This window comes from Pigmentiphaga litoralis (assembly GCF_013408655.1).
GTDB lineage: Bacteria > Pseudomonadota > Gammaproteobacteria > Burkholderiales > Burkholderiaceae_B > Pigmentiphaga > Pigmentiphaga litoralis_A.
In genome coordinates this window covers 4122263-4136523 of the sequence record NZ_JACCBP010000001.1, presented here as the reverse complement: position 1 = coordinate 4136523, position 14261 = coordinate 4122263, and the positions used below count along the sequence as shown (strand labels likewise).

Here is a 14261-nt window from a genome sequence, read left to right as displayed (position 1 = left end):
GCTGCGGACATGGGCCTGGCGTCAAGCCGGGTGTCGTTGGCGGATGCAACCATTCTGGAGTGGCATTCGGACATTTCGCGGACGAATGATGAGCGATCGAATGAATGCCGACGACGTGGGGAAATTGCGACGGCGCCGATCGACTGCGTTTGAAGTGGCAGCGCGATCAGCTACCGAGAACGACAGAGCGAGGAAGGTCGCTTTTCTTGTAGCCGCAAATCACGAACACCCCGCCGCTCGCTAACTGGCTAAACCGTCAGGAAGGTCCTGCCCTATGCGTCGAGCACTGCGGTCAACGCTTGCGCGGCGGCGGGTGTCATGACAATGGCCGCGGCCATCGTTGCGCGCGTCAGGCCGACGAATAGCTTGCGGCGGTCGGTGGTGGTCACGCTTGAAAAGTCCACGTCGGTCAGGATGACGACGGGCGACGAGCAGCCCTTGAAGCGGTAGATGCTGTCGCAGGAGATGGCGTCGTCGTTCACCGGCGTGCCGGGTTGGTGCAAGGGATAGCTGCCCAAGGACTCGCTCTGGAACAACGGCGACCTGGCAAGGCCGACGTAGCTCAGCACCACGATGTCGTTGCGGCTGTAGCCGTCGGCCAGGTAGCGGTCGATGCAGTTGACGACTGCAACTTCTTTTTCAGAGGGCGTGGCGCACGCGATGAAGTCGGGCGTGTCCCCTAGGTAGGGGCTGACGCCAACCACCTTGTGGTCCGCCAGGCCAAAGGCGTTGATGGTGTCGACGACGGCGCGGGGGCTGCGGAAGTTGTCGGTGCAGGTCAGGCGGGTGGCGTCGGGCAGCGCGATGGGTTGGGTGCGGTACAGGCGCTGGTCGGTGTCTTCCAGCACGTGGGTCGTGCCGCTGACACGGGTCAGGCGGCGCAGGCAGGTGATCCATTCCGGGTGGAAGTCCTGGCCTTCGTCGATGATGAGGACGTCGTACAGAGCCGTGAAGGTGGATGCGTCGGCCACGTACCGTTCGGCGTTGCGGTTGAATTCGTCTTGCGAGTCCAGCTCGGTGCCGACGGCGCCGATGCCTGCGCAATAGGTGCGCGCCAACTCGTGGAAGGTGGCAACGATCGCACTCGCAGGCGCGAGCCGGCGGACTTCGTTCGATAGCGGCCGGTTGAAGCAGACGTACAGGGCCTGGCGCCCGGCTGCGGCGGCGTCTTCGAGCAGGCGCAGTGCCAGTTGCGTCTTGCCCGATCCCGCGGTGGCCTGAATCCAGAACAGTCCATTCGGTGTGTACAGCCGCGGCACCCAGGTCGCCAGGCCGCTGGCCAACCGATGACTGGCCTGGGCCAACTGGTTGCGAAACACACCCAATGATCGCGCGACCTTGAACTCGTTCAACAGGAAGCTGCGGACGTTGTCGGCGCGTTCGGTGGGAAAGCCTGCCGGCATGAGGTCGGCAATATGCCGGTGCAGGTCATCGATCTGGTCGGCGTCGATGATGCGTTCACGCGGCAAGGCGGCGGACCCTTGCCCCACCATTCGATGGTCGGGCAGCACCAGAAGCTGCCTGACGTGGGTGCCCAGATCAGCTTGCTTGAGACGCCCGCGCAGCGCGGTGTAGTGCTTGCGGCACTGGGCGGCAATGTCTTTGCGGGCGGTGGGATAGCGCTTGTACAGGGAGTCGTCCGCCTCTTCGACCTGGCCTGCCTTGACCTCCAGGATCAACAGATCGCCTCCGGCGTTCATGACGATGATGTCGATCTCGCCGCGCGTTTCGTGGCCCGCATGGACGGACACCCAGTCGATGCTGTGGAAGATGCTGTAGTCATTGCTCAGTGCCAGTTCCAGGCGCTCGAGTACGTCGAGTTCCCGGCGCAGGCCGCCGTCTGCACGGGCGCGGGGGTCGGACGAGGTATCGCTGGGAAACATACGCGCCATGGGAAAACACCTGAAGAGCAAAGAGGGTTGATCAAGCAATCGAAAGGATCGAACCGGCGCAAACCGTCAGCACACTGCTGATCAGCGGTAACGGTCCGCCAGCATCAGCGCTTCGTCTCGAAAGCGTTTGCGTATCCAGTCTGGCGCAATCACTTCGACCGACGACGCGTGGCTGTGCAGCAGCTGCCAGAGCATGACCGACGGCTTGACCTTGGCGCGCAGCAGAAAGCCGCCGTCGGCATCTTCGGCAAGCTGGTCTTCGCACAGGCGGAATTCGCGCAGGGGATGGCGGCGGGGCTTGCCGTCGGTGCGCAGGGGCTCGCACACGAACAGCTGGATCTCGATGTCGTCGTCGGACCCGAAGTTGAGGGCTTCTTCGTTCATCACATAATCGTGCAGGTCAAAGGTCGGGTCGGGTTCGCCGGCGTGTTCGGATATCCGGACATTCGACAGGCGGTCCATGCGGAACAGGAAGCGCTGCCCGGGCCGCCGACTGCCCCACGCCACGAGGTACAGCACCCCTGCCCGGTCCACCAGAGCCAGCGGCGTCATGGTGTAGGTGCGTGCGCTGGGCTGCTCTTCGCCAAACGGGCGATTCGAGAAGACAAGCTGGCGGTCGTAGAACAGGGCTTCGGTGACAGCCTTGTAGACACCGGGATCGACCTTGGGCAGCACGACAGGCTGACTGCCGTCGATGCGCAGGGTCTTGCGCGACCAGGCCTGCCCTCGCTCGCTATCGGGCGAACCGGAATGGCTCGCCAGATACCGGTCGGCGATATGGAATGTCTTTTCCAGGTCTTCCCATACCACCCCGGGAAGGTGGTGGGCGGCCACGCGGCGCACCGCGTTGATTGCCATGGCGACGTTGACCGTCATATTGCTGATCTCGGCCTGCGGGCGCGAGATGGTGCGGTACCACTTGGTGGACCGCGTGCTGCCGACCGAGCCAAATGCGTCGGTCATGTCCAGGAGCGCCCGGCGAATATGGCGATCCGACGGCACTTCGGCCATATGCATCGCCAGCCGCCGGGTAATCTCACTCATCGACATGCCGCTGGTATTGGTGGTTTCGTCTTCCACCAGCGGGAGAATGGAGAGCAGTTTTTCGCGCAGTATCGAGGCTTTGGCCATGGGTCAGAAAGAGCGCAGCAGGTTCAGTAAGTATTCGTTACATGAATGCTAGCTCAAACTGGCATTTCCTTAAACCGCCAGATCCCCCAGAAACCTTCTCCACCACGCGCCCAGATCATTCGTTTTCAACTGCTGCAGCATGGACGCATGCCGTTCCTTCCGTTCTTCCTTGGGCATGGTCAACGCCCGGTGCATGGCCTCTGCCATCCCCAGCGTGTCATACGGATTCACCAGCAGCGCACCGTCAAACTCCGCCGCCGCCCCCGCAAACCGTGACAACACCAACACGCCCGGATCATCCCGATGCTGGGCCGCGACATATTCTTTCGCGACCAGATTCATACCGTCCCGCAGCGGCGTGACCGCCCCCACCTGCGCGCCCCGGAAAAACGCCATCAAGGTACTGCGCTCGTAATTCCGGTTGATATAACGAATCGGCGTGTAATCAATATCCCCAAATCGGCCGTTAATCCGCCCGGCTTCGCCTTCCAGGTCGTGGCGAATCTTTTGGTAGGTCTTGATATCGGACCGGGACAGCGGGGCAATCTGCACCATGGATAATGCGCTGCGGTGCGAAGGTTGAATCTCCATCAGTTTTTCAAACGCGCGGAAGCGTTCGAATTGGCCTTTGGAATAATCCAGCCGGTCGACACTGATGATCAGTTTGCGGTCGAGCAGGCTTTGGCGCAGGCGGCGCAGATGCCGTCTGCTGGCCGCCGTGTGGGCCTGGTCTTCGATTTCGTCGGGGTAGACGCTGATCGGGTAGACGCCGGACCGGACGACGCGATCTTCCATCTGCAGGTTGTCTTCGTCCAGTTTGCGCGCGCCGGATTCGCGGGTCAGGCAGTCGACGAAGGCCTGGCGGTCGCTGGGGGTCTGGAAGCCGACGAGGTCGTAGTGGCTCAGGGCGCGCAGCAGTTCTGACGACGGCGGGATGCAGGTCAGGATGGGCTGGGTGGGGAAGGGAATGTGCAGGAAGAAGCCGATCTTGTTTTTGACGCCCATGGCGCGCAAGGCGGCGGCCATGGGGATCAGGTGGTAGTCGTGCACCCAGATGATGTCATCGGGTTTGAGCAGGGGGAACAGTTTTTCGGCCAGCCAGAGGTTGGCGCGTTGGTAGCCTTCGTATTCGTCGCGCTGGTAGCGGATCAGGTCGCTGCGGTAATGGAAGGCGGGCCACAGAACGTTGTTCGAGAAACCGAGGTAATACTGCTCGTAATCTTTGCGGCTGAGGCCGATCGTGGCCAGGGTGATGTTGCCGTGTTCGGTGACTTGCACCTGTTCCGGGGACTGCGGCGAGGTTTCGCCGTTCCAGCCGAACCAGAGTCCGCCGGCTTTGCCGAGGACGTCGCCGATGCCGACGGCCAGGCCGCCGGTGGACGCTTTGCCGGGGGTGATCGATGCCACCCGATTCGAAACGATGACCAGACGGCCCATGGTGTTTCTCCTTTTTTTAGTGGGCTGACGGCGCGTGTGCGGCGAGGTCGGCTAACCAATGATGAACAGCGGCGACGTCTGGCAGGCGGCAGGGGGCGATGGTCGGGCCTTCGCCGACTTTGACGCTGATGCCGTCGAGGCGGCGCAGCGTGGCAAAGCCTTTTTCGTCTGTCAGGTCGTCGCCCAGGAAGACGGCGCGTCGTCCGGCGAACGGGGCTTCCTGCATGAATGCGGCAATGGCGCTGCCTTTGTCGAGGCCGCGGGGTTTGATTTCGACCACCATCTTGCCGGGCTGCACCGTGAAGTGCCGGCGGCGCGGCGCGATCAGCGTGATCGCCAGCCTGCGCACGGCGTCGGCATGTTCGGGGGCCTGGCGGTAGTGGATGGCGATGCCGATGCCCTTGTCTTCAAGGAGCAATCCCGGGGTGGCATTCACAAAGGCCTGCGCGGCGTGGCGCATGACGGCGACTGCTTCGCGATCGACATCAAAGCGGCGGACGGTGCCGTCCAGGCTGCGTCGCTCGGCCCCGTGCAGGCCCGCGGCGGGCAGGTGCAGGGGCGCAAGGTAATGGTCAATTTCAGCGATGGGACGTCCCGAGACGAGCGCCAGGGCGCCCCCGGTTCGTGCAGCAAGATTGCGCAACGAATGGCGCACGGGGTCGGGCAGGTGGACGAGGTCTGGGCGCGGTGCGAGATCGACTAGGGTGCCGTCAAAATCGAGGAATAGCGCCAGACCGTCAATGGAAGTAGGCAGTTGGTGCATGCTTGCGATTATGCGCGCACGAACGTAAGGAAGGTTTAAGGCTCGGTAACAGACTGCTGGGATCCTGTTGCCGATGCGGTCCCGGATTGGCTCGACCGTAGCCCTGCGCCGCCCCAATAAAAAGGACCGGCAAAGGCATTGCTGCCTGTGCCGGCCTGGAGCGAGCCGAGCTGAAAGTCAGGGTGCCGATGCGCCATCGAACGTGGCGCTGGCCACCCTACTCTCTGAATCCGAAATCGAATACCGCATACCCGCCGTGCCGATGGAAGTGATGCATCGACGGGTGCTGTTCCTTGACGAAGTCCGGATATTGCACCGCGCCGCTTTCTTCCCGATACGTGGTCGGGGTAAGTTCGACGATGCGGTTCAAGGACAGGCCCTTGCCGTAATGGCAGAAGCCCTGGTATTGCGCCGTGCGGACGATGTCGCCGTTCTCGGCGATGATGATGCCGCCGTTGCGGGCCTTGTCGGGATCGCAGACGATCGGGTTCAAGGCATGCGGCGTCCACTCGGTCGACGTGGGCGAATCCGCATAGAAGGCGAACAGTTCGTCGCTGTGGCTGCTGTTGTTGGTGCGGTCGATATTGGTCAGCATCCACCAGCGCTTGTCGTGCGGAAACAGGATCGTGTCGACGGCCGAGATGTCGCTCATCAGCGTCGTCGCCAGTTCCCACTTCAAGGGGAACTCGGTACAGCGCCAGAGTTCGATCGTGCGGTTGCCGCAGGTCTCGGGCAACATGTACAGCTCGCCTTCATGTTCGAACAGGAAGGGGAACGACAGGTGATAGGGCAGGTCCAGCACGACGCCCAGGAACTCGAATTGTCCGTCTTTGCAGACAGCTGCCGAGATCTTGCCGCGGCCTTCTGCAAATGCGTAGTCCTCGAAGAAAATGTACGGCTGGCCTTGATGCGTATAGACGAAGGGGTCGGCAAAGAAGCGGCCCTTGGGTGGACGCAGCGTGGCCGGGATCGCGCCGGTGGGCGTGCCGTTGGTGAGCGCAACGCGCCACACGACATCTTTCTTCTGGTAGCGACGCATCAGCATGCCGGCCATGACCGACGACTGACGCGTGACGTAACCGGCGATCTGCCAGCCTGGCTTCAGCGCCTGCCGGGTGCGCTTGGACAGCGCATGCGGCGCGGGGGCACGCGACATGCGGGGCTGCGCAGCGGGCGCGGTGTCGAGTTCGGCCAGCACGTCGAGCAGGGCAAGGTTGCCCAGGCTCAATGCGCGGGCCTTGTTCTTGAGCCAATAGAATTCGGTGTTGAAGCTGCGCGAGACGACACGTTCGTCGCTGCCGGCATCGGCGCCCAGGCGCACGATGGACAGGGTCGAATGGTCGCGGGCGCCGCGCACTTCCCAGAAGCCTGCATGGCGATCGGTAGCGAGCGACATGTCGGAATGCTGGATGGTCCAGGCGCCAAGGCGCGCCATGGTGACGACATCGCCCCGCACGATCGGCATGCCCAGCACGAGCACCAGATCGAATTCGCCCGAGGCGCGCAGCTGTCGCGTGTCGTCGGTGGTCCACTCACGGGGTGAAGTGGCCGACGGCGTCACGACCAGACCGCGAACCCGTGCATTGGGAACCTGAGGGCGCATGTCTTCGCGATGGAACAGCTGCACTTCGGCCGCGTTCAGCAAGTGCGATTCGGCGCGCTGCAATGCGCCGAGCGCCAAGTCGGACAGCTTGTCCGACAGGGTGTTCTTGGGCAGTTCATTGATCTGATACTCCGCGAGTATCAGGGTCAAACTTTCGGTGTCCGGATCTTCGGACAATCGGACAGCCAGATCGCGAATCCAGCCCGGTTGGTCGATGCGGTCTATGAGTAGACCGATCCGACGTTTCCGTGTTCCTGTTGTGTGCATGACGCCCCCTTGAAGGCTTACCCCTGTCTTTACGCAGGTTGTCAGTGGTTCGGGCCCGGCATTCGGTGATGTCGGCAAGTGGGGTCATGCTGCGCCCGGAACCCCTGTGAAGCCAGCGTGCGATCGGGCTAGGGCGAACGTCGGTGCAATCCCACGGATCGCCTAGCGGATGGCTACGGATCAGTCGTTTTGGACGAGCGCCGTTTGGGGAGGAGGTTGGGATGAGATACGCAATGAACGCGGCTGAATCTAAACTGAATATCCACGCAGCGTACAGCTCAACACCTGCACTGACGCGGGTTTCGCGCTGAGCGGAAGATAGTCTTAAAAGTTGGGGTATTTGTTCGCGAGGTGGAACGAGAGGCGGGGCTGGCCGCCCGGAGAAGGACGGCCAGCAGGACGAGGAATTATTTGATTTTTGCCGGGTCCTTGACGGCTTCGATCTTGTCGAACGGCACGTTGTACAACGCGCCGTTGACCCGCTCGACCTTGCTGATATAGATGTTCTGGACGATTTCGCGCGTGGCGCCGTCCAGCATCACCGGACCGCGCGGGCTGTCCCACTTCAGGTTCTTCATGGCGGCCAGCAGCGCGTCGCCCTTCGCATCGCCCTTGGTGGCGGCCAGCGCGGCGTAGATGACGTGCATGCCGTCATAGCCGCCCACGCTGTGGAAGTTCGGACGCAGGCCGTTGTTGGCCTTGCCGAAGGCATCCACATAGGCCTTGTTGGCCGGCGTGTTCAGGGCGGCCGTGTAGTTCATGGACGTGACCACGCCCATGGCGGCGTTGCCCATGTCGTTCAGCAGATCGTCATCGGTCACGTCGCCAGTGCCGATCAGCTTGATGCCGGCCTTGTCCAGACCACGCTCGGCGAACTGCTTCATGAACGCCGCGCCCACACCCGACGGCACGAACACGAAGACGGCATCGGGCTTGGCGTCGCGCACACGTTGCAGGAACGGGGCGAAGTCCGGGTTGCGCACGGGCACGCGGATTTCTTCGGCGATCGTTCCGCCACCGGCCGTGAACACCTTCTTGAAGGAGTCCTGCGCGTCGATGCCCGGACCATAGTCGGACACCAGGGTCACGACTTTCTTGATGCCGTTCTTGGGCGCCCATTGGGCGATGCCCAGCGTGGCTTGCGGCAACGTGAAGCCGGTGCGCACGATGTACGGCGACTGCTCGGTGATCATGGCGGTGGCGGCGGCCATCACGACCATCGGCACCTTGGCCTGGGTGGCGATCGGCGCGGTCGACAGCGCGAGCGGCGTCAGGCCGAAGCCAGCCAGCACGTTCACCTTGTCGTTCACGACCAGTTCCTGCGCCATGCGTTTGGTGGTGTCAGCCACGCTGGCGTCGTCACGCACGATCAGTTCGATCTTCTTGCCCGCCACGGTCGAGCCGTTCTGCGCCATGTACAGGCGGGCGGCGGCCTGGATCTGGCGGCCGGTGGATGCAAAGGGACCTGTCATGGGCAGAATCAGGCCGATCTTGACGACCTCCTGGGCCTGGGCATGGGCCGGCAGGCCGGCGGCGCCCATCACGGTGATGGCCGCGGCAAGTTTGAGCAGAGTGCGTTTGTTATTCATGAGGTCTCCGTAAAACAGGTAGGGGGAGCCGGGCGCGCGCTACGGCATCGCACGTCGCGGCAGGCGCAGGAATTCGCCTGAGCAGGCTCTGGCGGAATCGTAGCGGGTTTCCAGGGGGAATCCCCAGGATGTAAACCCGAATATGTCGGGGGATTTCCCGTGGGTTTCCGCAGGGCATTGCCGAGAGGGCGAGGACGCTTGCCAGCGCGTCGGCCCGGTGCCGGCACGGGCGCTGTTGCGATCGCTTGCGGCTGCCTTTTGCCGTAATGGCTATGATGGAAGCGCCTGAGCCGTGTCGACTTCCGGCCGCGCCTTTTAATGGATACCTTATGACCTCATCCCAAGACAACGTCAGCATGGCGGTGTTCTGCGACTTCGAAAACGTCGCCCTCGGCGTGCGGGACGCCCAATACGAAAAGTTCGACATCAAGCTGGTGCTTGAACGCCTGCTGCTCAAGGGCAGCATCGTCGTCAAGAAAGCCTATTGCGACTGGGACCGCTACAAGAACTTCAAGGCGACCATGCACGAGGCCAATTTCGAGCTGATCGAGATTCCCCATGTGCGCCAGTCCGGCAAGAACTCGGCCGACATCCGCCTGGTGGTGGACGCGCTGGACCTTTGCTATACCAAGTCGCACGTCGACACTTTTGTGATCGTCAGTGGCGATTCGGACTTTTCGCCGCTGGTGTCCAAGCTGCGCGAAAACGCCAAGAAGGTGATCGGCGTGGGCGTGAAGCAGTCCACGTCGGACCTGCTGATCGCCAATTGCGATGAATTCATTTTCTACGACGATCTGGTCCGCGAGATCCAGCGCGCCGCGGCCAAACGCGAGACGCGTGCGGTTCAGGCCGCGCCCGCCCGCCGCACCCGCGACGACGAACCGGCCAAGAAACGCCGCGACGATGCCGATACGCGCCGCACGACGGCGGTCGAGATCGTGTCCGAGACCTTCGAAGCCCTGGTGGCCGAGCGGGGCGACAGCGGGAAGATCTGGGCGTCGGTGCTCAAGGAAGCCATCAAGCGCCGCAAGCCCGATTTCAACGAGTCCTATTACGGCTTCCGGGCCTTTGGCAATCTGCTGGAAGAAGCGCAGTCGCGCGGCCTGCTGGAAGTGGGCCGGGACGACAAGTCGGGCACCTTCGTGTATCGCGGCAATGGCGCCGGCACGTCGGCCAGCGGGGCGTTGATGGATGCGCCGTCGCAGGGCGAGGCGCAAGGGGGGCAAGGCGGGTCGGATGAGTCGCCGGCTCGTGGCGAGTCGCGCCGGCGCGGTCGCGGCAGCCGCCGCAATGAACGTCGCGATGACAGCGACACGCCGGGCCTGTTCGAGGACGGCGGCGATGCCATGGCCGCGAATTTTGTGTCGCACGATCTGACCGAGCCCGTGGTGGACAAGCCCGTGGGGTCCGGTCACCCGCTGCCCGATGTGCGCTTCGATGCGGAGGCCTTGCAGGAAGCGGCGCGGTCGCGGGACGATGATGACGACGGGCTTGTGGACGATCCGTTCGATGCTCGCCGGAACGCCGGGCGCGGCGATGCGCGGTCGGAGCCGGTGCAGTCGGATTACCGGTTTGCGGATGACGATGAGGATCTGGACGACGAGCAGGCGGATCGTGCGCCGGCGAGTTCGGGGCGAGGCAACCGGGCACGTGCGGACAATGCGGGTGCTGCCAGGGGTGCTGATGCGGGTGCCGATGGCATGGAGGGTGCGAGCTTCAATGCTGCAGGAACCGATGACGCCGGCCCCGATGCTTCACGGACCCGGGACGCCATCAACGGCGACAGCATGAACGGTGAAGCAGGCTCGGACAACGCTGCGGGCGCGCCGTCCGCCAATCGCCGCCAGCCACGCGGTCGCCGCAAGGCCGGGGCTGCGGCCAAGACGTCAGGAAATGCCGCGGATCCGACCTTGTTCGATGCCGATGCACCTGGCGCTGCTGCGCCCGACAACGTTGCACCAGATTCCTCGGCATCTGCGGATGCGCCCGCGTTTTCGCAGGCCGATGCCGATGTGTCGGGCGGTGCGGCAGGCGTGCGCATGGGCATGGACGAGTCGCCCGCACCGGTAGGCCGCCGTCCGGGCCGCAACGCGCAGCGTCGCCGGAACACTGCCGAGACAACGCCGTCGTCGGATGCGTCGTCGACGCCGGGGATGCCGGAGTCGGTGGAAGGCGGGGCAGGTTCGGTGCTGGCTGCTGCCGACAACGGAGGTGGCAGTGGCAATGGCGATGGCGATGGCGACAGCGATAACACCGGCAATACCGCCGCGCCCGCCAAACGCGCGGCCAAGTCTGCCCGCAAATCGCCTCGCCCCACGCCTGCACGCAGCCGCCTCCCCCGTAAACCGAAGGAAGGCTGAAACCGAAGGAAGGCTGAACCGGGCGGCCCGGCGTGCCTGGCGCGCCAAGGCTAATCGGGTCCGGCCTCTGATCCCACCCTGAGCCAGTTACCCTGCCATCACGGCGACCAACCGGTTCGCGGCGTCCGGCTCACCTAGCCTGACGCCGTCCACGGCGGCCAGCAGGGCGTACAGCCGGGCATCGGCCCGGGCTGCCTCGGGCGCGGACCAGAACAAGGGCAACACGGCGGGGCCGCCGCCCCGCCCTGCCGGGTCGGGCCAGACCGGCGCCAGGGCATCCCCTGTCGTCAACCGCGCCGGCCCCGGCACCGCAGCACCCCCGGTGATCATGCCGCGCGTTAACGAACCTGGGGCCGCTGGGTAGACATAACGCAGCCCGTGCGTCAGGAATTCGATCAGTGCCGGCCGGACCGCCAGCGGGATGTCCGTGCGCACATCCCGCCTGGCCAAGCCATTGGCAAGGCTGCGCTGCAAGGACAAGGCGACTTCGGATTTGCTGATGCCGGTGGCCTGGGCCAGCGCCCGCACGCTGTGCAGGGCGATCAGGGTGGGGTCGGTCCAGTCGTCGCGTTCAGGCGTCTGGATGCTGACGAGTTTGAGCAGCAGCAGGATGTCTTGAGGTTTCATGCAAAGCGGGACGACGGAATCGCGGCATCGCGCAAAGGCCCTGTGGCGGGGACCTGTCGCGAAGCACTGAGCAACGGCGTCCCTGAGTCAGGGACAATCCGCCCAGTGTAGCCGTCGTCACGCCTGGTCTTCATGGCGGCGACTCAAGCATCCACCACGACCTGGAACCCACCATAGATCATCCGCTTGCCATCGAACGGCATGGGTTCCAGGTCCGACTGCAGCCGGGGGTCGTTCATCACCTTGTCCATGCCGACGTCCCGCACCGTCTTGGACGGCCACACGATCCACGCAAACACGACCGTCTCGTCGTCGCCCCGCTTCACCGCCATGGGGAATGAGGTCAGCTTGCCTTCGGGCACGTCGTCCCCCCAGCACTCCACCACCTGCAGCGCGCCGAACTCCTTGAAGACTTCGGCGGCCCGTGTGGCGTGGGCAATGTATTGCTCGCGATTGGCGTTGGGTACGGCGGCTACGAATCCATCGATGTAGTTCATGACGTCTCCTGATGCAAGGAAGGCGCCGGCGGCACGTGCCCCGGCGTGACAGACGCAGTGCGTCTGCCTACCCCTTCGACGATCGGGAACCCGCCGGATCGACACCCCACGTCACCAAGCCATCCCGACAGTCGGTCATCACGCCCGAAGCTTCCGGGCCAGGTCCGCCAGCCGATAGGGTTTGTTAATGAACGCAAACTGGTCGAGGTCGTCGAAATCGTTCTTCAGGGCCGGCAGCGGGTAGCCCGATGCCAGCACCACTTTCACGCCGGGTGCGATGTCGAGGGTGAGCCGCGCCAGCTCGATACCGCTCATGCCCTGCGGCATCACCACGTCGGTGAACAGGATGTCAATGTCATTGCGGCGGCGCAGCAGTTCCAGGGCGTCGGGCCCGTTGCTGGCCGTGATCACCGCGTAGCCGATGCTGCGCAGCAGTTCCGCCGCGGCGTCCATGACGTCGGGTTCGTCGTCCACCAGCAGCACGGTTTCGACGTTGCTGTCGCCGTTTCCATCGGTGTCGGCCGGGGTGTCTCCGGCGATCGCGGGCAGGTAGGCGGTCACGGTGGTGCCCTGGCCGGGCCGGGTGTCCAGCACGATGTCGCCGCCCGACTGCGCAAAGAAGCCATACACCTGGCTCAGGCCCAGGCCGGTCCCCTTGCCCACGGCCTTGGTCGTAAAGAACGGTTCGAAGGCGCGCGCGGCCACGTCCGGCGGCATGCCCGCCCCGGTGTCGCGCACGGATACCTGCACGTACGGACCGGCCGGCAGACGTCCCACCGCATGGTCGGCAAGGTCCACATCGGTCGTGGAGACAATCAGTTCGCCGCCTTCGGGCATGGCGTCGCGCGAATTGACGACCAGATTCAGCAGTGCGGCTTCGAAGCGCGCGGCGTCGACAAGTACCGGGCGCAGTTGCGGCGCCAGGTCCAGATCGAAGCGTACTGATGAATTTCCGGCGCGCTGCAGCACCGATTCGAAGCCGCGAATGACGGTGTTCAGATCATGCGTGTCGACCTTCAGCGGCTGCTGCCGCGCGAATGACAGCAACTGTTGGGTGAGCGTGGCGCCGCGGTCCACGGCGCGCCGCATGGCGTCCAGGATGCGCATGTCGGCATGTTCATGCAGGCGGGTGGCCAGCACTTCCAGGCTGTTCGACACGACCGACAACAGGTTGTTGAAGTCATGGGCGATGCCGCCGGTCAATTGGCCGATCGCTTCCATCTTTTGCGCCTGGAACAGGGCGGTGTTGGCGCGCTCCAGGGCTTCAGCGGCCAGCTTGCGTTCGGTCACGTCGCGCGTCACTTTTGCAAAGCCGACCAGCTCGCCATTCTCGCGAATGGCGTCGACCACCACGTGCGCCCAGAAGCGGGTGCCGTCCTTGCGCACGCGCCAGCCTTCCTGCTCATAGCGGCCTTCGCGCGCCGCCAGCGCCAGGCTGCGTCCCGGCACGCCGTCGTCACGATCCGCTTCGGCGTAGAAGCGCGAAAAATGCATGCCGATGGCTTCGGTCGAACTGTAGCCCTTGATGCGTTCCGCGCCCTGGTTCCAGTTCGTCACCACGCCTTCGGGCGACAGCATGTAAATGGCGTAGTCGGTCACGCCCTGCACCAGGCGGCGGAACTGGTCTTCGCTTTGGCGCAGCGCGTCCTGCGCCGTCTTGCGGTCGGTGATGTCGCGCGTGATCTTGCCGTAGCCGATCAGGACGCCCTGATCGTTGCGAATTGCATCTATCACCACGCTGGTCCAGAAGCGCGTGCCGTCGCGGCGGACACGCCAGCCTTCGGATTCGAAGCGGCCCGTTTCGCGTGCGATGGTCAGCGCCCGGGCGGGCAGTCCGCTGGCCCGGTCTTCATCGGTATAGAACACCGAAAAATGCTGGCCGATGATCTGCTGCGGCAGGTAGCCCTTGAAGCGTTGCGCGCCCAGGTTCCAGCTGCTGACGTAGCCATCGGGATCCAGCATGTAGATCGCATAGTCGGTCACGCCGTCTACAAGCAGGCGGATACGTTCGGACTCCGCGAGATCGCGCAAGGTCTGGGGAGGCGGGCTGGTCATCGGGAAATCGGTTCCATCAGGGGAAGTCATGCTGTGCGCC

Annotated in this window: 10 protein-coding genes; 1 reads left to right on the top strand and 9 read right to left on the bottom strand. The window is 64.1% G+C overall.

Annotated features, from left to right (window positions below; translation table 11 throughout):
• Nucleotides 1–272: 272 nt before the first annotated feature.
• From HD883_RS18865 to HD883_RS18840, 6 genes are all read right to left on the bottom strand, one after another.
• Nucleotides 273–1892: an NERD domain-containing protein gene (locus tag HD883_RS18865; protein WP_179582616.1), complete on the bottom strand. Its 1620-nt coding sequence runs from the start codon at nt 1890–1892 to the stop codon at nt 273–275.
• Nucleotides 1893–1973: 81 nt separating this feature from the next.
• A complete protein-coding gene (locus HD883_RS18860; protein ID WP_179582618.1) occupies nt 1974–3023 on the bottom strand; it encodes a helix-turn-helix transcriptional regulator in 1050 nt (349 codons plus the stop codon).
• Nucleotides 3024–3092: 69 nt separating this feature from the next.
• Nucleotides 3093–4460 (bottom strand): alpha,alpha-trehalose-phosphate synthase (UDP-forming), encoded by a 1368-nt coding sequence (gene otsA / locus HD883_RS18855; protein ID WP_179582620.1) that lies wholly within the window; start codon nt 4458–4460, stop codon nt 3093–3095.
• 16 nt (nt 4461–4476) lie between these two features.
• A complete protein-coding gene (otsB, locus tag HD883_RS18850; protein WP_179582629.1) occupies nt 4477–5223 on the bottom strand; it encodes a trehalose-phosphatase in 747 nt (248 codons plus the stop codon).
• Between the two features lie 217 nt (nt 5224–5440).
• Complete coding sequence (locus HD883_RS18845; protein ID WP_257022305.1) at nt 5441–6976, bottom strand: glucosamine inositolphosphorylceramide transferase family protein; 1536 nt, start codon at nt 6974–6976, stop codon at nt 5441–5443.
• Nucleotides 6977–7500: 524 nt separating this feature from the next.
• On the bottom strand, nt 7501–8682 hold the full coding sequence (locus tag HD883_RS18840; RefSeq protein WP_179582633.1) for an ABC transporter substrate-binding protein: 1182 nt from the start codon (nt 8680–8682) through the stop codon (nt 7501–7503).
• 329 nt (nt 8683–9011) lie between these two features.
• Between HD883_RS18840 and HD883_RS27760 the strand changes: the two genes are divergently transcribed.
• Nucleotides 9012–11042 (top strand): NYN domain-containing protein, encoded by a 2031-nt coding sequence (locus tag HD883_RS27760; protein WP_257022304.1) that lies wholly within the window; start codon nt 9012–9014, stop codon nt 11040–11042.
• A gap of 87 nt (nt 11043–11129) precedes the next feature.
• Here HD883_RS27760 and HD883_RS18830 read toward each other — a convergent pair whose 3' ends face one another.
• The 3 genes from HD883_RS18830 to HD883_RS18820 all read right to left on the bottom strand — a co-directional run bounded on the left by HD883_RS18830 (nt 11130) and on the right by HD883_RS18820 (nt 14251).
• Nucleotides 11130–11669: a hypothetical protein gene (locus HD883_RS18830; RefSeq protein ID WP_179582635.1), complete on the bottom strand. Its 540-nt coding sequence runs from the start codon at nt 11667–11669 to the stop codon at nt 11130–11132.
• A 143-nt stretch (nt 11670–11812) separates the two neighbouring features.
• Nucleotides 11813–12166, bottom strand: a complete 354-nt coding sequence (locus HD883_RS18825; protein WP_179582637.1) for a DUF1428 domain-containing protein — start codon at nt 12164–12166, stop codon at nt 11813–11815.
• A 138-nt stretch (nt 12167–12304) separates the two neighbouring features.
• A complete protein-coding gene (locus HD883_RS18820; protein WP_306455858.1) occupies nt 12305–14251 on the bottom strand; it encodes a hybrid sensor histidine kinase/response regulator in 1947 nt (648 codons plus the stop codon).
• Nucleotides 14252–14261 lie beyond the last annotated feature (10 nt).

Bases quoted from the DNA above. Each gene is read 5' to 3' on its own strand.
- HD883_RS18840 (WP_179582633.1), bottom strand. From the start codon at position 8,682: ATGAATAACAAACGCACTCTGCTCAAACTTGCCGCGGCCATCACCGTG.
- HD883_RS18830 (WP_179582635.1), bottom strand. From the start codon at position 11,669: ATGAAACCTCAAGACATCCTGCTGCTGCTCAAACTCGTCAGCATCCAG.
- HD883_RS18825 (WP_179582637.1), bottom strand. From the start codon at position 12,166: ATGAACTACATCGATGGATTCGTAGCCGCCGTACCCAACGCCAATCGC.
- HD883_RS18860 (WP_179582618.1), bottom strand. From the start codon at position 3,023: ATGGCCAAAGCCTCGATACTGCGCGAAAAACTGCTCTCCATTCTCCCG.
- otsB (WP_179582629.1), bottom strand. From the start codon at position 5,223: ATGCACCAACTGCCTACTTCCATTGACGGTCTGGCGCTATTCCTCGAT.
- otsA (WP_179582620.1), bottom strand. From the start codon at position 4,460: ATGGGCCGTCTGGTCATCGTTTCGAATCGGGTGGCATCGATCACCCCC.
- HD883_RS18865 (WP_179582616.1), bottom strand. From the start codon at position 1,892: ATGGCGCGTATGTTTCCCAGCGATACCTCGTCCGACCCCCGCGCCCGT.
- HD883_RS27760 (WP_257022304.1), top strand. From the start codon at position 9,012: ATGACCTCATCCCAAGACAACGTCAGCATGGCGGTGTTCTGCGACTTC.
- HD883_RS18820 (WP_306455858.1), bottom strand. From the start codon at position 14,251: ATGACTTCCCCTGATGGAACCGATTTCCCGATGACCAGCCCGCCTCCC.